Here is a 17,733-nt window from a genome sequence, read left to right on the forward strand (position 1 = left end):
TTTAAACGAATTTCGACCTGTCAAAATAGCGGCCCTGCAACAGCCCCTTTTTTGACACATAGTTCAGGTTGTCTGAAAAAAAGAGGCTGTCCGGAGGCCGCTATGACCGTTTTAGAGGGGGTCAGGCCTATGAGCTCGCTTCTACGACGGAGATTTCTTCCGGCGTCAGTCCGTACAGCTCGTACACCAGCGCATCGATCCGGACATCCGTTGCGTCGATCTCCTGCTGTACGAGCCGGCGCTCCTGGTCGGTCTTTGCCTGCGGGAGGTAATGGTTCAATTCCAGGATGTGCGAGACGAGCGAGACCATCCGGTCGTGCCGGGATTTTTCCGCGAGCCTGTCGAAGTCGGGGACGTAGACTGGAAATTTCCCGAGCGCTGCCGGGCTGATATGATACCCTCGGTCGGTCAGCGGGCAGGTACGCGTGAGGACAAACCGGGCGAGCGTCGAGTTCAGGACCCCGGCAAGAAACGGGTCGTTCCGGGGGATCGCAAGAAGCGTCTGTGTGATTGCATAGCGGCCTTCGCGATCAAAACAGAATGCCGGGCCCTGCTGGTATGAAGAGAAAATTATTTTTGGCCGGCGCTCTTCCGCATCCGGATTTTCGTTGCCCTCATCCGGCCCGGGTTTTTTGTCCCAGCCTCCCGCATTCTTTTCAAGATACGCGACTAATGCCCGGCACTTCCGGAACTTCCGGTTGTCTCTGATCGAAAGCACAAACCGTTCCGGCCGCTCCGGCACATAGCGCCGGATATCGGCCGGGCGCAGCAGCGGGACAAAAAACTGCCGGCACCGCACCGCGTGCGTTGTCAGCTGGTCCATTGTTGCCGTGTCCACCACCAGCGGGTTATTTTTTACCCGGTGCGTCCCGGGATCGACCTCCCCCATGACGTAATCGTCAAGCGGGGTTCCCCTCGCCTGGATCTTTTCAAGGATATCGATGGTGCGGGTATCATCGAGTCTCCACCCCCCGTCATCGAGCGAGCGCTGGTCGAGCGTGAACGCGTGCCTGCTGTACCGTATGTCATGAGAGGACCCGGAACCGGCCCACTCCGGCACCACGAGAAAGGGCCCTTCGGGCGGCTGGTTCCGGAGCGAGAGGGCATACACCGGCACCTCGCCTTCCGGCAAATACCGGGTCCGGCCGGTGCTGGTGATCGCAACGATCTGCCGTGAGAGGAGGAGGCGCCGGAGCGGCCGGGCATTCTGAGACCGGAGGAATGTGCCGGGAACAAGGACCGTCATGATCGCACCGGGCTTCAGGAGCGAGAGGGCCCGCTCGATAAAGTAGCCATACAGGCCGGTCGCGGGTGCATAGGCATCGTAATGGGTCTGGAAATATTCCTCGCGGGCTTTTACGGCAAACGGCCGGTACGGCGGGGGCGCCCCGATCACCGCATCGAACCCGCCCCCTGCCATGATCCCGGGAAACACCTCCTTCCAGTCGAACGCGTTAACTTTCCGGCGCTCGTCCGCGTTGAACGGGAACACCGGTTTTCCGGAGAAATAATCCGGCGCGATCAGGGAGTTGCCGGACCGGATGGTCCTGGTCAGGCCCGCAGAAATTTCACGTACCGTATCGGGCGATACGACCCCGCTGCCCGGGCGCCGGCTCTCTTCGATGAATGCAAACAGCAGGACCATCCGTGCGGCACTCACGGATTCGGGATCGATGTCGGTACCGAAAACCGCACTGACGGCAAGGTCCGAAAGGACCGCCTGCATCTCGTCCGGACGATCGAGAGCCCGGATCTTTTTCCGGACAAGGGACCGGTACGCTGCAAGCAGGAAGAGCCCGGAACCGCATGCCAGGTCGAGGACCCGGGCGGCCGTCCTCCCGCTCATCGCGGGGCTGTCGCTGATCCCGCCAACCGCCCCGCTCACCACGTACTCGACGACCGTTTGCGGCGGGACATCCACCACCCCGGTGTAGAGCATCGCAGATTTGCCGACACGGTTCACGTGGAAGCCTTCCCCCAGCTGCATCCGTGTCCCAAGGAACCGGTCAAGCACACCGGCAAGATCTTCCAGGGTGAGTGAGGTAAGGGGGGCCGGAAGGTCCGGCTGGTCCAGCATCCCGATGATCCTGCGAAGCGGTTCATCAGGAATGGCGGGGAACGTGCGGGTGCCTCTTGGCCCTTTCTCAAAAAAGAGGTCGGGGCTGAGCCCGGCATCCGTGCACGCCCGTCCCATGCGTTTTGCGATCCCGTCACACCCGGTAAGCGCCGCGAGCGTGCCGGGTTCAACAAACCCGCAGTCTTGGCCGGTCCTGAGAAAAAGGACCTGGAGGATGGATGAGATTGTGAGATAATTTATGTCCGGGTCGGTGACCGAGTGATAGTCACTGACAAGCCGGCGGGCGAGGAGATCGCGGGCAGACTCGAAGTGGGTGAGGAGGACGGTGCCCTTGTCGGAAGGGGTCGGTGATACGCCGGTATCAGATCCAATCGGTGCCCGCATTGGGATAATAATTGATCTGTATGCCGATATTGTTGTCGTGCCCGATATCGGGCTGCGTTTTTTTCTATTAAAAAAGTTCAGAACCCCATCGCCACTTCGCCATCGCCGCTGCCCGAAGGTTCCTTCTCCGCAACCGCGAGCATCAGTATGATCCCGATGATCTCCAGCACCATGCAGAAGAGGAACGCGGCATCGAACGCGGAGGCGAGGCCCGCCCCTTCAAGGGTGTGGGCAGAATACTCGGCAAGTTTTGGTCCCGCTGCAATGGTGGCGACGAGCATCACGAATGCAACCCCAAGCGATGACCCGAGGTTGGTCATCATCTTGACCAGGCCACTCGTAGACCCCCGGTCTTTTGCCGGGCACTCACCCATCACGGCGCTGTTCAGCGGCGAGAAAGCAATACCGGTACCGGCGCCTAAGAGGAAGAGGTAGATACCAATGTGCCCCACGCTCGTGCGGGCGGAGAGCGTGGAGAGGAGAGCCAGGGCAACCGTGCAGATGATAAAACCTGTGATGATCGGTTTTTTCGTGCCGATCACGTCCGAGATCTTCCCGGCAAGCGGGGCGGTCAGGATCATGCCGATGGGCAGTGCGAGCAGGATCGTGCCGGCATTGTCCGTCGGGATCTTCTTGACCAGCTCAAGGTAGAAGGGCATGATGACCATGACGCCGGCCATCGCCATCTGGATCAGCATCACGTTCACGTTCTGGAGCGAGTACCCCCGGCTGGTGAAGAGGTTAAGGTTGACCAGCGGTGCTCCTGAACGGCGCTCCTGGACGATGAACAGGACCCAGAAGATTGCCGAGATGACAAGGGCGATCATCCCGAGCATCGCATTGCTGCCCTGGACCGAGGTCAGGCCAACGATCAGCGTGGAGAGCGCAACAAAAACCAGCATGACCCCGGGGATGTCGAGCTTTGCCGTGGGGGTTACCGGGTCCCGCTGCGGGAGGATTTTCATGCCGAGGAGGATGGCCACGATGCCCACCGGCAGGTTCACGAAGAAGATGTACTGCCAGCTGAAGGCACTCGTGAGAAAGCCGCCGACCACCGGGCCGAGGGCCGCCCCGAGCATGGTGAACATGGCAACAAGTCCCAGCGCCTGGCCCCGCAGGGATGAGGACAGGTAGGACGTGACCATGACGGCCCCGAGGGCCGAGATGACCGCCCCGCCCACGGCCTGGACCATCCGTGCGAGGATGAGCGTGTCAATCGTGGGGGACAGACCGCAGAGCGCGGACCCGAGGGTGAACAGGGCAAACCCGCCAAGGAAAATATTCCGGTACCCTTTCATATCCCCGAGCCGGGATGCCGCAAGCAGGAGGCTGACGAGGATGATGAGATACGCGTTAAGCACCCACGAGACCATCACCGTGGACACCTCAAAGGATTTCGCAATCGCGGGGAGCGCAATATTCACAATCGTTGCATCGAGACCTGCCATGAACGAGCCGAGCGCAATGACGATCACGATCATTAGCTCTTTTGTGGTCATCTTCGGTTGGGATACGGGTTCCGCCATGGTACCTCTGCTTCAGTACAGAGGGAGATTGATTTGTTTCCATAAGAACGCTCGGTTCGGGACGAGGGCCCGTGCGGGGAAACGGTTATCCTCCTTACCGCAAAACCACCTCGTACGATACGTTACGTATCGGTGACCAGCCATGCCGGAAAACCAAACGACCGCAAACGCAACGGCACAGGTACCCTTCAGGACCATTGCCCATATCTTCGACCCGGATGACCCTTCCCCTGATGAGTGCCGGGAACTCTCAGACAGGGCCGAGGAGCAGATCTTCCATTCAATACTGGATCCCGCAAAGGAATCCCGGAAGGTACTCTGTGACCGGATCGAGATCACGCTCCCCTCCACAGATCTAGCACCGGGCCGGGATCAATCCATTGCTTCAGCGGTCCGGTCCCACTTCCGGCTCCGGGCAGTCGAAGTGCAGAGGAATATGAGACTCACCCAGCGGGTCGGGCTCCGGGAGATCCGGCTCACGCTTGCCGTGTGCATCCCGTCGTTTCTTGGGATTGCCATCTGTTCCCAGTTCAAAGGCGATCCCCTCGCTGAAGTGATCGAGAATGTGCTGGTCATCTTCTGCTGGGTGACGATCTGGCAGCCGTTCCAGTCACTCGTCTTCGACCGGTGGACGCAAAGCGAGACGGCAACGGTGTACCGGAAGATCGCGGATATGGATATCAGCGTGCGGGCAGCATAACCTCAATATTTGAAAGAGCCCACGGGAAATGTGGAACATGCACAACGGACCTTCACCACGAAACGAGCCGGCCCTCACCGGCCTTGAGATCGTCATCCTGCTGGTCATCCTGGTACTGGCTGTCGGTTATATCGGATATGGGGAGTTATCCCCGGATACATCAGACACCCAGAAGAGCGGGGGTATGCTCCACAAAGAGATCGTGGCAACGAGCAACCTGCTCTCCAACCCCGGGGGGCTGTACGGGTTTCCTGCGGTCGATGGCATAATTGACGGTACGCCGGTACGGTTCAGGACACAGGATCCCCGGGCGCTGGGAGCTTACGAGATCACCGTCCAGCCGTTCATGATGACCACAGGCGCGATCGACATGGGCCATGCCTCCGTCATCTGGGCAACCGGGAACCACTCGGAGACACTCTCGCTCGTGCATACCCCGGAGCTGATCTGCCCGAACTGGACGATCACGAGAAAAGCGAACTTCATCCCCCTGCAGGGCGCTGACCAGGACATCCTGCTGGAAGGTTCCGAGCAGTTTTCGCTCCTCATCTGTCCTTCAAAGAACACGGTCCCCTACCAGAAGTTCAGCATCACGATCGCCCCGGCGAACAGCGAGATCCTGCCCCTGAGCTTCACGGTCCCTGCGGGGATCACCAGGGTAACAAAATTCACGTAACAGTGCCGGGAAATTTTCCGCACGTGTGATCCCCGGGCCGGGGGCATCAGGTAAAAAAGAGGGGGAGAGGGGGCGGATTATTGCCGGCCCATCATCGAATGGATCTTGATCAGGCCGGCACACGACTTGCAGGTATAATGGTCGTCCTTCCAGCAGCCGTCGCACGCCCAGCGCCCGCAGAGTACGCACTGGCGGAGCTCCGAGACCGGGTGGGGCGTGCTGCAGAGGTCGCACATGTACTGCGCGAACGAACCGGGGTTCTTGACGGGGGGTTCGCCCTGCTTGCGCATCACCGCGATCTCGCTCTTCAGCTCACGGAAGCGGTCGGGGGCGCCCTTACTTTTTGGCTGTTCCTTTCCGGGCAAGTTCTTTTTCCAGAGTGTCAAGTCGCGCCTCCAGCGATACCAGCGTGGTCTGCATCCCGGACTCGTAGTTCTTCAGCCCGGCCAGGCGTGCCTCGTCCGATTCGATCTCTTGTGTGTGCTGTCCCACAAACGCGCTGAGCCGTGAGTGCGAGACCAGCTCCCATTCATCGACCATCTGCTGGAACCGGCGGTCAAGGTACTCGTCCACCCGGCTCTCCACCGGCCGTGCAAGCGCGAGGTCTCCTTTCGCGCCCCGGAAAAAGTAATACACCATGAATAGGACGGCAATGAGGATGATGACGAGGATGAGGAACGTCAGGAGGTCCATTTCAGAGCCTCCCCTTCAGTTTCCTGGCACGGTTTTCGAGCTCGTTCAGCTTGTCCGCGGCCGCGTGTTCGAACGCCTGGAGCCGGGGGATTTCCTGCTCGAGTGCGTACAGCCGTTCCGTGAATTCCGAGAGATCCGATCCCGTGGAGAGGTCCCATTCCCCGACAATGTATTTCATCCGGCGGTCCACGTAGGCGTTGAGATAGGAGTCCATACCGATCATAATGACTTCTCCATGGAGGTGATCAGGTCGTCCAGCTTCTGTGCTCGCGTCTCGATCGCCATCTTCCCTGCATAGAGACTGCTGATCTCATCCGTTACCCGGGTGAGCCGGGTCGCGAGCCGGTCGAGATCGCTCTCGGTCACGAGGTCCCACTCCTCGATGATCGCGGCAAAGTGCTGGTCGAAATAATTGTCCAGCGACCTGTCGAACGTGGGGACCCGGGACTCGATCGCCCCGGGGATATGGGAGAACCTGTCCCAGAACGAATCCCCGGTCGCGTGCTGGTCCGGGTTCTGGTTGATAACCGGGTACATTTATTTCACCTTCTTCTCTTGTTCATCCGCATTGGCGAGGAGGTTGTCCAGTTTTCTCGACTTCACGAGATGCTCGAGCCGTGTCAGCCGGGTCTCGAGGAGCTGTTCCTTTGCGAAGATATTCGTCTCAATGGTCCGGTTCTCGTCCTGGACCTCTTTGATCGCAGCGGTCTGCTCCGGGGAGAGCCGGGTGAACGGGAACCCTTTCTGGGCTTCGTGCTGCTGGAGGAGCTTGAGCTTGTCCTTCTCCAGTTCCAGTTCCGTTGTCCGGTTGGCCGTCTTCATGATCCGGATCTCGCGGAGCATGAAATACACGATCGCCATCCCGGCAACTACGACCATTCCCAGGACAATGGTATCGTTGAACAAGGGTGCCTGTGACATCACTACATCGGTTGCCATGATTTATTCACCACATTGCATACAAAAGAATTATTTCAGAGATCCTTACTGGATCCCTTCGTCTTCTTCACGGTTTTTTTCACCGTATCGGCGGTTTTTGCAGCAACCTTCCCTATCTTGTCGGATGCCTTCTTTGTCTCCTTCTTCACGGTCGCTGTTGCCTTTGCTGTCCCGGCTTTCACGTCCTTTGCAGTTTTCTTTGCCGCGGTATCGAGTTCCTTTGCACTCCTGGAGAGCGATTTGTTGGCATCAGCTGCCACCTTCCTGATCTTCTCTTTGAAGGGGGGCGTCTTTATGACAAGGACTTCATCCTCGTCATTGAGGCCCAGCGTTTTGAGGTCCTCATCGCTTACGCGGACCTGCCCCTGCCGTACCATGGTATCCGCGATCACGGTGGTGGTAACGGATTTTTTAGTGGCCTCGTTGATGAGGTCCACCTGGCCCCCTTCGGGGATTCCCAGCTCCGGGAGGTGCGCGATATTGAGACGCACCCGGCCCTGGCTTGGGAACGCCCGCTTCTTGACGGTTAACCGGACTTCCTGCATAGAGGATAGACCGTCATGAAAGGGTAAATATCTTCCTGATTCCGGTATTTCCGGGCAATTATTCCTGTACCCGGGTTCCTGAAACACAGTTATCTGGCAGGAAAACCAATACCCTTGCAACATTGGGGGAATGTTTCTGACACAACCATGCGATCAGCCGGTCACCCAGCTCCATGTGAAACCAAAGATGACGGTGAACGAGCTCGTTGCGGCGATGGGACAGGCCGGCGCCTATAACGGGGGGTCGCTCTCCCGTGCCGCGGATATCTGGGAGCAGATGCTCAAAGATAAGGACGCCACGAAATTCTTCGGGCTTGCCGGGGCAATGGTCCCCGCGGGTATGGGCGGGATCGTCTCCGACCTGATCAAAGCAGGCCACATCGATATTCTCGTCTCGACCGGTGCAAACCTCACGCACGACATTATCGAGGCGATCGGGTGCCATCACTTCCACGGCACTGCGTTCTGCAACGACATCGAGCTCCGGCACGACGAGATCAACCGGATCTACGATGTCTACCTCCCCAACGATGCCTTCGAGCACTTCGAGGAGTTCATGCAGGGCGTGTTTGGCGAGCTCGAACCGAAATCCACCATCTCCATTTCAGCACTCCTCGAACACATCGGGAAGCACACGAAGTCCGGCATACTCCATACCGCTGCACGGAACAAAATCCCCGTATACAACCCCGCTGTGCAGGACTCGATGATCGGCCTCCAGTACTGGCTCTTCTCGCAGACCAACAAGGTGACGGTCGATGCATTCGCCGACATGCCGGCGCTGATGGACCGGTGTTTCACCGCCAAGAACGCGGGGGCGATGCTCGTGGGCGGCGGCGTGCCCAAGAACTTCATCCTCCAGAGCATGCTGATGACCCCGAACGGGTTCAGTTACGCGATCCAGCTGACCGGCGACCGGCCGGACCTTGGCGGGCTCTCGGGAGCAACGCTGGACGAGGCCCGGTCATGGGGCAAGATCACGGAAGAGGCACAGGCCGTAACGGTATACGGGGACGCAACGATCACCCTGCCCGTGCTGACCGCGGCGGTAATGGACAGGCTGGTACAATGACCGAACTGATCCTTGCGCTTGACGTGACCGAGAAGAAGAAGGCGCTCGCTATTGCAGAGGCCTGCGCCCCGCACCTCGACGCGATCAAGCTCGGGTACCCACTCATCCTCTCCTCCGGCCTCTCGATCGCAGGAGAACTGGAAGAGCTGGACCGGCCCCTCATCGCGGACTTCAAGGTCGCCGACATCCCCAACACGAACCGGCTGATCGCGGAGCAGGTCTTCGATGCCGGCTTCTCCTCCATTATCTGCCACGGGTTCACCGGGGGGGATGCGATACAGGCCTGCGTGGACGTGGCCTCCGACTACGGGGGCGCATGCTTCGTGGTGGCAGAGATGAGCCACCCCGGCGCCACCGCATTCTTCCACGGGGGGACCGCCGAGAAGATCGCCGCGCTTGCGGTGGAGTGCGGGGCGGACGGGATCATCGCCCCGGCAACGCGCCCCGAACGGGTCAAAATCCTGCGGGGAATTGTGGGCAGCCGCAAGATCCTCTCGCCCGGGGTGGGTGCACAGGGCGGGGATGCACAGGCCGTCGCGAAGCTCGTGGACGGGATCATTGTGGGACGCGCAATTTATCAGGCAACCGACCCGGTTACTGCGATAACAGCATTTTCAATGGTCCGTCAGGGCGTAAAGATTTATTAATAACCTCCAAATTCTGACCAGATCCGGATATCCCCGCTATATAAACCATGAATCCCGCATTGGCTGGATCTCCTTGGTCTAAATATTTATTAAGGACATGTGCGATGTTATAGTATGGAATGGACCGCAGAACAACGAAAACTGGCAGAGCACTACAAGACATTATCCGACATTCCTGAGACAGAACGTAAATACAAGTGCCACACCTGCCACCTCATCGTCGAGGAGAACCCGTGTCCGAACTGCGGCGAGACACACCTCGAACTCATGTGCCCCCTTGACCACTGCCACTGCACCCACGAAGTGATCTCGGGGATCGAGTACTGCCCGCTCTGCGGCCAGGCGGTCTGCCCCGAGTGCGGCTCCCACGATGTCACCCAGATCAGCCGGGTCACCGGTTACCTGCAGGACGTTTCCGGCTGGAATGCCGGCAAGCAGCAGGAACTCAAAGACCGCACGCGCTATTCTGTTGCATGAGATATTACCTGGACGCCAGCACTCTTTTCATCCGCGGACCGTTCCGCGCAGCCAGTACCGGCATTGCCGGGGGCATCCGTTCGGTTGACACGCTCTTTAACCACACCGTGCCTGCCGACTGGCAGAGCGATCATCCTGAGAGAGAACTCGAACTGGTCGCCGCCGCTGCCGGGATCGACCCGGAATTCTTCGGCCTCCTGACTGCGGTCCCCGTGCAGCAGGCCTGCGTGCTCCAGTATGATTTCATCACGGTCTTCATCACGGCCGGCATCCGCCGTGAACCACCGGCAACCGCGGGCACGATCAACATCATGGTGACAAGCCACGAAGGCATGGAGGATGCGGCCCTGCTCGAGACGGTCATGGTCGCGACCGAGGCAAAGGCCGAGGCACTAATCGACCTTGATCTCCCGGCCACCGGCACACCCACGGACGCCGTGATCGCTGCCTCCGAAGGGGAGATACGACACCGGTATGCCGGCCGGATTACTGAAGCCGGCCTCCGGGTCCGGGAGGCCGTGCTCCACGGGATACCTAAAGCGCTCGGGCATCACGATGCCGAGGTCAGGCCGGACAGCCCGGCCTTCCTCATCTTCAGCCGGCTCCAGGGCGGGCACTGGATCGAGTGGTCCCCAAACGAGTGCCGGTATTATCCCTGCCATTTCAAGGGCCAGTCCTGCGATTTCTGTTACTGCCCGTTCTATCCCTGCAAAGACGAGAGTCTCGGGCAGTGGGTTGAGAGCTTAAACGGGGGAAAGGTCTGGAACTGCGCCACCTGCACGCTCGTGCACGAGCCGGCAGTTGCGGACTATTACAGGAAATTCCCAAACGCTTCACGTGAGGAGCTGATGCAGCTGCACGGGAAGATCAAAGGCATACAATAAAACCGGTTTTTCAAATCCCTATTATAACCGGATTACAGAAAAAAGATTGTTCCTTAATGCTCAGGTGATATTATTGCCCGACTAAAAGAGTGGTTTCAATCACTCTTTTACGCCAAGAGCGGCGAGGAGCTCGGCAAGGGGGATGCCGTGGGCCTCGGCGGCTTCGCGGATGGTCTCACCACGGGCGATTGCACACCCGACACAGCCCATACCGAACTTGAAGAGTGCTTCTGTTGCCTCGGGTTTTGCCTTGAGGAGATCGTAGATCGTGCTGTCAGCAGTGATTTCAGACATAGTATCACTTAGTCAGCTTTGGGGTCAGATAAACTTCACGATAATGACTGTCCGGGCAGGGTGCATGGGGAGATGCAAAGCAACACTTTCACTACGCATGGTGACACACTTATGTCCAGAGGATTGCGACTTTTATAACTGGAGATGTATGAAAATGGATTATTCCGAAGCAGCAAACAGAATCTCCCGAAAATTTGCACAAAGCGGACAGACCCCCGATGTGAAGAAGATCGAGGGGAAACTCAAGAGGCTCGTGGATGAATTCGGCGTTCAGCCGTCAGAGGCGGAGCGGAGCGTAACAAGCGAGCTCGCAAAGGAGTTCAACCTCCCGGTCCCGGGTGCGGGCAGCGCCCCCGGCGGCGGAAAGGGTGGAGGCACCGAGGAGAAGAAGATCGCAGAGAGCGTGCCCGGCGAATGGGTGACCATCGAGGGAAAGATTGTTGCGCTCTCTGCCCCGGCGTCGCCGTCCATTGCCCAGAGCGGCATTATCGCGGATGACTCCGGCGCGATACGGTTCGTGGTCTGGGCAAAATCGAATGCGCCGGCTATGACGGATGGATCCTGGTACCGCATCGAATCTGCGGTCGTGGACGAGTTCAAAGGAGTTGCCAATCTCAAGGTCCATTCCGGTACAACGATTAAGGAGATCACAGACGACCGGTCGCTCATCCCGACACCTGCACCGATCAAGGATCTTCACCCGGGGATTGGAAATGTCCGGGCGAAGTTTATCCAGGAGTGGGACGCTTCACACGACCGGATGCTCCAATCCGGGCTTCTTGGCGACGAGACCGGGACGATCAAGTTCGTGATGTGGAAAGAGCCCGGCAAGGAGAGACTCGTGCCCGGCGCGGTGTACAACCTCTTCTATGCACAGGTGGACGAGTTCAATGGCCGGCTCTCCCTGAACCTGAACACGGCAACCATCCTGCAGGAAGAGGGCGAGATTGCGGTCACTGGCGGGGAGGCAACCATCACCGGCGCCATTGTCCACATCGCACCAGGTTCAGGTATCATCAAGCGCTGCCCGGTCGAGGGCTGCAACCGTGCCCTCTCACGCCAGAACTATTGCCCGGTCCACGAGATCCAGCCGAAGTTCATCTACGACCTGCGGATCAAGGGCTGGCTCGATGACGGGGAGAAGACCCACAACGTTTTGGTCCAGCGCGAGGTGGTGGAGTCGCTGACCGGAATCTCCCTTGCACAGGCACAGGAGATCGCGGAGAACAACCCGCTCGGCATGGACGAGGTCTTCCTCCAGATGCGGGACAAGGTGCTCGGCCGGTACATCACCTGCAGCGGCCGCGAGATCGACAACCGCCTGCTCGTCAATAAATGCGAGATCGTGAAGTTCAGTTCAGCGGACCATACTGCCTTGCTAAACCGGGCCGGGGGGGCACCATCATGAGTACGAATGCAAAAGATATGCCGCCCCGCAGGGAAGGGGCCTTCGAGCGCGAGCCGGCACGCCGGGTCTTTGCCGCAGAACTGCGGGAATGCCGGTACCAGTTCAGGGAGGGCGAGGACGAGAAGAGCCCGACGTTCGTCCTGCTGCCAAGCGGCGAACGCTCGAACCGGATCTTCATTGTCGGTACCCTGACCGAGAAGACCCGGCAGGGCGAGCAGAACATCTTCTACCGGGGCCGCGTTGTCGATCCCACGGGCACGTTCTTCATCATGGCGGGGAGCTACCAGCCCGAGGCAATGCAGCAGCTGGCGAAGATCGAGACCCCCGCGTTCGTTGCGGTGATCGGGAAGCCCAGTCTGTACCAGAAACCGGACGGGGCGTGGCTCGTCTCGGTCCGGGTCGAGTCGATCACGGTTGTAGACAAGGACACCCGGGACCTCTGGGTGCTGGACGCGGCAAAGCACACGCTGGACCGGGTCGATGCCTATGCAAAGGAACCGACACCGGACATCCTGAAGGCAAAAGAGCAGTACCCCACGATCGATCCCTCGCTCTTCCGGAAGATCGCGTACGATGCGCTGGCGCAGATCAAGATGTAAGGAGAACTCCTTTTTTTATAACCAGGTGACTGCCCTGATCAATGGTCAGGCTCATCGCTTTTTTTAAAAAAAAGCCTGTTAGTCTTGGTAAGAATATTACCGGTTAAAAATGAGAATGAAATAATTTTTATATTGTAAATATTCATACATTTACATATGTTCCAATCAACCTCAAACAATCGGTATAGAATATGGATGATGATCCTGCTGCTCATCATAGCCGGTACAGCAGTATTGGCGCTGTCTCCCGTATCTGCAGAGAAACCGGTGGTGATAATCTTGGCGGAAGGGGATGGATCGTATTATCTGGGGGAAGAAGTGATATTCCGCGGGACGAATTCTGATTCCGATTCCACCTACCTCTTCATGACCGGGCCGGGCATCTCCGCGAGTGGCGGGAAACTCACTGCACCTCACCAGAATGTTGTCAATGGAGATCCGGGTTCATTCGACACGGCAACAACAAAACCGGATCACTCCTGGGAGTATACCCTGTATACCTACAATCTTCCGCTTGATCCTGGATCATACACCATTCATGCCGTGAGCCAGCCACAAGCGAAAGATTGGTTCAACGATTTAACAACATATGGAACGACCAGTATCATCATTAAAAAACCGTTCATATCTGCCGTAGTCTCACCGTCATCAGTCCCGAGAGGACAGCCATTCACGGTCACCGGCATTGCGGAAGGGGATCCAACGGAGGTCCAGGTATGGATTATCGGCGGTAAATACGCGTATAATGCAATGGTTCCGGTAAACCCTGACGCATCATATGCTTTTAATGCCGGTACGCAAATCGCAGCAAATCTTCCCACAGGACCGGCTTTTCTCATCGTCCAGCACCCGATGCAGAATAACCAGCATGATATCGTTGTCAGCGGGGAATTTGTCAAGAACCTCCTCCTCAACGAAGGGGGTTCAACGGACGGCATGAACATCTTCAAGATCAGCGGAACAGGAAGCCTGCAGGGCCTCGACACGGTACAGGCGCTCATTGCCGGTATCAGCGACTCCAATGTCGATGACTCCTATACAGAGATCCCGCTCATTGTTGATGGTACGGGCATTTCAGCACCGCAGGCACAAGCAGGAGCGCCTACCCCGATCCCGCCACAGACCAAGCCATCCCCGCTTCAGTTTGCGCCAATCGGAGCACTTTTCCTGATCGTGGGAATTGCCGTGTGGCGCCGGCGTTAGGACGCCATTTTTTCAGGAGTGGGGATTAGCGGTTTTCATCCTGGATTTGATGCGTATACACGCCCATCTCCCAGTTTACTTTTTCATCCTCATACATTTATTCAAGAATGTTTATCCACATGCCGGTGCAACCTGATCCTGTTATCGGGTGGTTACCATGGTCTGTTCCGGCATGCGCATTGTTCTTTCAAGTTTTCTGATTCTTCTGGTTCTCCTTTCAGGATGTACAGACCTCCGCCAACAGGAAAACGGGACACCGGGCCAGCCGGAAGTTCAGGGGGTTCCTGCTGAATATGCTGCTTCACCGGCACCGGTCCTGTCACCCGTGGTGACAACGGAGACTCCCCGGGAACCGGAGATGCCGGTACGAAAGACCGTGAATGTGCTGCGGGGAGAACCATTCACGGTCAACGGGTCGGTGAAGGACCGGTCGATCACCGAAGTGCAGGTCTGGATGCTGAACGACACCACCAGCACCCGGCGCGTGCCGGTGAGAGCGGATGGATCCTTCCAGATCAGCATGAGCCCGGAAGAGACCAACAAGTTGTCCCGTACATTCACCTCGGCCCTCATCATCCAGTATCCTTCGCCACCGGATCATTTTACTGTAAACCATGATGCGGTATCCGGAAACGTAACCGGAACCGGTACAACGCCGGAAAGAATCCTTGCAGAGCTGAACAATAAGGAGAATTATCCCACAACGCTCGCTGATTACCTGGACCAGGCAATAACCGAATATGGTGCTGGTAATTCGTGTGAGATCTATTTCATGAACGGGATCGACGCGTGGATCGCTATTGATCCCATCTACCCTACGCCCCCGGGAACCATGACCGTGTCCGGCACCACGAGCCTGCCGGCAGGATCGCTACTGTCCATATCGGTTGTAACGGCATATTTCCATCCCTCATCGAAAAATTATGACTGGTCTCATGAAATCGCGGAGGGGAGTGTGATGGTCGTTCCCGGCAGCAATGGGATCAACACGTTCTCAGGCATTGTCGATACTGCACGTCTCAATACCGGCAAATACCTGGTCCTTGTCGAATCCCGCGATGAGGCCCTGCAGGCGGTTTCCAACAGTACTGCCGACATTATCGCACCCCTGCCTGCACATCCGGAAACCGGGAATTATATCGACTGGTCCCGGCTTGCACTGCCCCCCCTTGCAGTGAATGAGACAATGCAGCCGGTGATGTTGGAGGGTGATTGGAAGATTGTGCCTCGCGGGGCCCAGAAGACAAACAATCAAGTGCCATACGGCTCGATCATCGATTGCGCACCCGACGGGATCTGCAGGGTATTTAACCAGTCAGGGGTCCAGTTCCTTGCGGTATACAACTCGAACGAGGCGCACAGGATGGAGGTGCCGAATGGTGCAGCCGGGGATGACGGGACCATCGGGAATGTCTCCAGGATCAGCCTCAACGGGGAGGTCATCCTGACAAAAATCAATGAACAGGGAGAATGAAATCCCCCAACCGCCAATATCTATGACATCAGCAGGTTTTTTGCATGCCAGAACCCTCCCGCCAGTCCCTTGCCACCGGTTTCCGCGATGTAGACAGCTCCGGCGATACCACCGCGTGCCACCGATGCCTTGACCTGATCGCCGGCATCCCGTCATTCCGGGAGGTCAAGGAAGAGAGTATCCGGATCGTTGCCGACACGAACCCCTCACGGGTGCTCGATGCCGGCTGCGGGGCGGGGGCCGATCTCGTCAGCCTTGCCCGCCACCTTCCGGACCGGTGTCATGTCATGGGGCTGGACGCGAGCGGCTCCCTTCTTGCATGTGCGGCAGAGCGGACGGGGGAATGCCCGGGCCGGTGTTCGCTGGTCAGGGGGGACATCACAAGGATCCCCTGTAAAGGAGAGGTATTCGATGCCTGCCGTATTGACCGGGTGCTCCAGCACCTCCGCGACCCGGGGGCGGGAGTACACGAACTCACCCGGATCCTCAAACCCGGCGGGATGCTGGTCGCGTTTGACAACGACTGGGACACGTTCTCGATCAGCCTCGATGACCATGACCATGCCACCCGGATCAGCCGGTCGTGGCGCGACAGTTTTGCATCGGGCCGGGTCGGCAGGGACCTCCACAGGTTGTTTGAGGCATGCGGCATCACCGCGATCCGTGCGGAGCCACAGACCATTGAGCTGACAGACCTGTCCATCGCAAAACAGGTCTTCGATCTTCCGGACCTGATGGAGCGGATGGTCAGGGCCGGCACGCTCGGATCGGGAGAGGCGGCTGTCATCTGGGAGGAACTCATACGCAAGGCCCGGAAAGGTATGTTCTCTGCGGGATATACCGGGTACCTGGTGCGGGGGACGAAGCCGGGGTAGACGTTGTGCCTCAGGAGGAGTAAAGAATTATCCCCATCAGTATGAAGGTTAATACAATCCCCGCAATGAGAAGAATAAAATCGACGAATGTTTCCCGTTTCATTTTTCCTCGGTAGAAATTATTCTTGGTTCATCTCACTAATGAAAACAGGATCCTCAATTGGGGATCCTGTAAATACTGTTGTTGCGAAAGTACAGGAATTTCGTCCCCGGTACGGGTGGCTGGCAGCGGAGAGGGTGTTCTACGCTGATCCAGAAGGTTTGACGAGATGCAGGTGTCGATATCTCCAAAAAGTTATGGGAACCGTCAGATGACTCGGGGAAACGATTTCGGGTGTTCTCGTGCTGCTCTTCTGGCCTGCATCCATCGGTTTCTTGCATTCCCACGTCCTTTCAAGGTGTCTGAATTCCATAATTTCTCACTGCGACAGCCCGCCATTACCAAGCGTTATTCCGGGTTTGACGTTCCTGGACTCTTCCATTAATGGCAATTCATTGATATTCCTCCCTTAATGCATCACGGGGAAGCACACCCCGGTTGCAACGTCGGATCTTCACCAATCCGTAAGTCCAGTCGTGCAAGATACGCACGTGCCCAGGCAAAGGCCAGCAGACCTCCGGTGATCTCCCCGGCAACCAGTCCCCACCAGACCCCCTGTTCTCCCATGCCCAGAGGGATTGAGAACAGGTACGCAAAGACTGCGGCAAATGCAAGGCTCCTCATGAACGTGAGAAACAGGGAGGTCGGTCCCTTACCCACCCCTTGGAATACTGAGGATGACAGGAGACCCAGCGGTACAAAAGGATAAAACAGACACATGACACCGATGAATGCGGCAATGGCCGGATAGAGATGGGCACTTTCCTGTGAATAGGAGAATATTGAGGCAATCGGGTAGGCAAACACCCAGGTCAGGAGACTGACACAGAGGGCCAGAGCAATCCCGAATAGTATCGAAAACGTGTGTGCAACCCGGATCTTCTCATAATGCCGGGCCCCATATGCCGCACCGACAACCGATACCACGGATGTGCCGATTGCAACAATGGGAACGATCCCATATGACACAACCCTGAATCCAACGGAAAATACCGCTACAGCATCAGTGGTAGCTACAATAACGAGGATCAGGTTGAGAATGATACTCAGTACCGACATCAGCACGTACTCAACACTGGCCGGGATTCCCACGTTCAGGATATCTGAGACCACGCTCCGGCACGGGGTGAAGACCTGCCGGGAAAAGCAAACGTACAAAT

At 57.7% G+C, this 17,733-nt stretch carries 21 protein-coding genes; 11 read left to right on the forward strand and 10 right to left on the reverse strand.

All coding sequences use genetic code 11. The features are described from left to right. Positions 1 to 127: 127 nt before the first annotated feature. A complete protein-coding gene (locus M0R30_RS06200; protein WP_292544730.1) occupies positions 128 to 2,461 on the reverse strand; it encodes a hypothetical protein in 2,334 nt (777 codons plus the stop codon). A gap of 77 nt (positions 2,462 to 2,538) precedes the next feature. Further along, the gene (locus M0R30_RS06205; protein ID WP_292544733.1) at positions 2,539 to 3,987 is read right to left on the reverse strand and encodes a DHA2 family efflux MFS transporter permease subunit; all 1,449 of its coding nucleotides are present in this window, start codon (positions 3,985 to 3,987) and stop codon (positions 2,539 to 2,541) included. Between the two features lie 142 nt (positions 3,988 to 4,129). Between M0R30_RS06205 and M0R30_RS06210 the strand changes: the two genes are divergently transcribed. Both M0R30_RS06210 and M0R30_RS06215 read left to right on the forward strand, forming a co-directional pair. Beyond that, complete coding sequence (locus M0R30_RS06210) at positions 4,130 to 4,687, forward strand: hypothetical protein (RefSeq protein WP_292544736.1); 558 nt, start codon at positions 4,130 to 4,132, stop codon at positions 4,685 to 4,687. A 37-nt stretch (positions 4,688 to 4,724) separates the two neighbouring features. Beyond that, the gene (locus tag M0R30_RS06215) at positions 4,725 to 5,363 is read left to right on the forward strand and encodes a hypothetical protein (RefSeq protein ID WP_292544739.1); all 639 of its coding nucleotides are present in this window, start codon (positions 4,725 to 4,727) and stop codon (positions 5,361 to 5,363) included. Between the two features lie 77 nt (positions 5,364 to 5,440). Here M0R30_RS06215 and M0R30_RS06220 read toward each other — a convergent pair whose 3' ends face one another. From M0R30_RS06220 to M0R30_RS06245, 6 genes are read right to left on the reverse strand one after another with little or no spacing between them, the layout of a single operon-like run. Then, entirely contained in the window at positions 5,441 to 5,728 is a 288-nt protein-coding gene (locus M0R30_RS06220; RefSeq protein ID WP_292544742.1) for a hypothetical protein, read from the reverse strand. Continuing rightward, the gene (locus tag M0R30_RS06225; RefSeq protein ID WP_292544744.1) at positions 5,700 to 6,056 is read right to left on the reverse strand and encodes a hypothetical protein; all 357 of its coding nucleotides are present in this window, start codon (positions 6,054 to 6,056) and stop codon (positions 5,700 to 5,702) included. The genes M0R30_RS06220 and M0R30_RS06225 overlap by 29 nt, the downstream gene beginning before the upstream one ends. A gap of 1 nt (position 6,057) precedes the next feature. Beyond that, on the reverse strand, positions 6,058 to 6,279 hold the full coding sequence (locus M0R30_RS06230; RefSeq protein WP_292544746.1) for a hypothetical protein: 222 nt from the start codon (positions 6,277 to 6,279) through the stop codon (positions 6,058 to 6,060). Further along, positions 6,276 to 6,593, reverse strand: coding sequence for a hypothetical protein (locus M0R30_RS06235; RefSeq protein ID WP_292544749.1), 318 nt, complete (start codon positions 6,591 to 6,593; stop codon positions 6,276 to 6,278). Before M0R30_RS06235 ends, M0R30_RS06230 begins: the two co-directional genes overlap by 4 nt. Beyond that, positions 6,594 to 6,995, reverse strand: a complete 402-nt coding sequence (locus M0R30_RS06240; protein WP_292544751.1) for a hypothetical protein — start codon at positions 6,993 to 6,995, stop codon at positions 6,594 to 6,596. It abuts the gene before it with no gap. A 35-nt stretch (positions 6,996 to 7,030) separates the two neighbouring features. Next, positions 7,031 to 7,540 (reverse strand): hypothetical protein, encoded by a 510-nt coding sequence (locus M0R30_RS06245; RefSeq protein WP_292544754.1) that lies wholly within the window; start codon positions 7,538 to 7,540, stop codon positions 7,031 to 7,033. A gap of 130 nt (positions 7,541 to 7,670) precedes the next feature. Between M0R30_RS06245 and M0R30_RS06250 the strand changes: the two genes are divergently transcribed. The 4 genes from M0R30_RS06250 to M0R30_RS06265 all read left to right on the forward strand — a co-directional run bounded on the left by M0R30_RS06250 (position 7,671) and on the right by M0R30_RS06265 (position 10,620). Continuing rightward, positions 7,671 to 8,612: a deoxyhypusine synthase gene (locus M0R30_RS06250; RefSeq protein WP_292544757.1), complete on the forward strand. Its 942-nt coding sequence runs from the start codon at positions 7,671 to 7,673 to the stop codon at positions 8,610 to 8,612. After that, entirely contained in the window at positions 8,609 to 9,259 is a 651-nt protein-coding gene (gene pyrF / locus M0R30_RS06255; RefSeq protein WP_292544760.1) for an orotidine-5'-phosphate decarboxylase, read from the forward strand. The genes M0R30_RS06250 and pyrF overlap by 4 nt, the downstream gene beginning before the upstream one ends. 114 nt (positions 9,260 to 9,373) lie before the next feature. Next, positions 9,374 to 9,736 (forward strand): anaerobic ribonucleoside-triphosphate reductase, encoded by a 363-nt coding sequence (gene nrdD, locus M0R30_RS06260; RefSeq protein WP_292544762.1) that lies wholly within the window; start codon positions 9,374 to 9,376, stop codon positions 9,734 to 9,736. Beyond that, complete coding sequence (locus M0R30_RS06265; RefSeq protein ID WP_292544765.1) at positions 9,733 to 10,620, forward strand: adenosylcobinamide amidohydrolase; 888 nt, start codon at positions 9,733 to 9,735, stop codon at positions 10,618 to 10,620. Before nrdD ends, M0R30_RS06265 begins: the two co-directional genes overlap by 4 nt. Before the next feature lie 99 nt (positions 10,621 to 10,719). Here M0R30_RS06265 and M0R30_RS06270 read toward each other — a convergent pair whose 3' ends face one another. After that, a complete protein-coding gene (locus M0R30_RS06270; protein WP_292544768.1) occupies positions 10,720 to 10,914 on the reverse strand; it encodes a DUF1858 domain-containing protein in 195 nt (64 codons plus the stop codon). 148 nt (positions 10,915 to 11,062) lie between these two features. Here M0R30_RS06270 and M0R30_RS06275 point away from each other — a divergent pair, with 148 nt between their 5' ends. From M0R30_RS06275 to M0R30_RS06295, 5 genes are all read left to right on the forward strand, one after another. After that, entirely contained in the window at positions 11,063 to 12,322 is a 1,260-nt protein-coding gene (locus tag M0R30_RS06275; RefSeq protein ID WP_366513118.1) for a nucleotide-binding protein, read from the forward strand. Further along, on the forward strand, positions 12,319 to 12,921 hold the full coding sequence (locus M0R30_RS06280; RefSeq protein ID WP_292544771.1) for a nucleic acid-binding protein: 603 nt from the start codon (positions 12,319 to 12,321) through the stop codon (positions 12,919 to 12,921). The genes M0R30_RS06275 and M0R30_RS06280 overlap by 4 nt, the downstream gene beginning before the upstream one ends. 195 nt (positions 12,922 to 13,116) lie before the next feature. Next, entirely contained in the window at positions 13,117 to 14,124 is a 1,008-nt protein-coding gene (locus M0R30_RS06285; protein WP_292544774.1) for a hypothetical protein, read from the forward strand. A gap of 157 nt (positions 14,125 to 14,281) precedes the next feature. Then, positions 14,282 to 15,598 (forward strand): hypothetical protein, encoded by a 1,317-nt coding sequence (locus tag M0R30_RS06290; protein ID WP_292544776.1) that lies wholly within the window; start codon positions 14,282 to 14,284, stop codon positions 15,596 to 15,598. A gap of 44 nt (positions 15,599 to 15,642) precedes the next feature. Next, positions 15,643 to 16,473 carry a methyltransferase domain-containing protein gene (locus M0R30_RS06295; protein ID WP_292544778.1) on the forward strand — a complete coding sequence of 277 codons (831 nt, stop codon included), beginning with the start codon at positions 15,643 to 15,645 and terminating at the stop codon, positions 16,471 to 16,473. Positions 16,474 to 16,990: 517 nt separating this feature from the next. Here the strand turns inward: M0R30_RS06295 and M0R30_RS06300 are convergent. After that, a partial coding sequence (locus M0R30_RS06300) for an MATE family efflux transporter (RefSeq protein WP_292544781.1) occupies positions 16,991 to 17,733 on the reverse strand: 743 nt, incomplete at its 5' end.

The organism is Methanoregula sp., assembly GCF_023227875.1.
Taxonomy (GTDB): Archaea; Halobacteriota; Methanomicrobia; order Methanomicrobiales; family Methanospirillaceae; genus Methanoregula.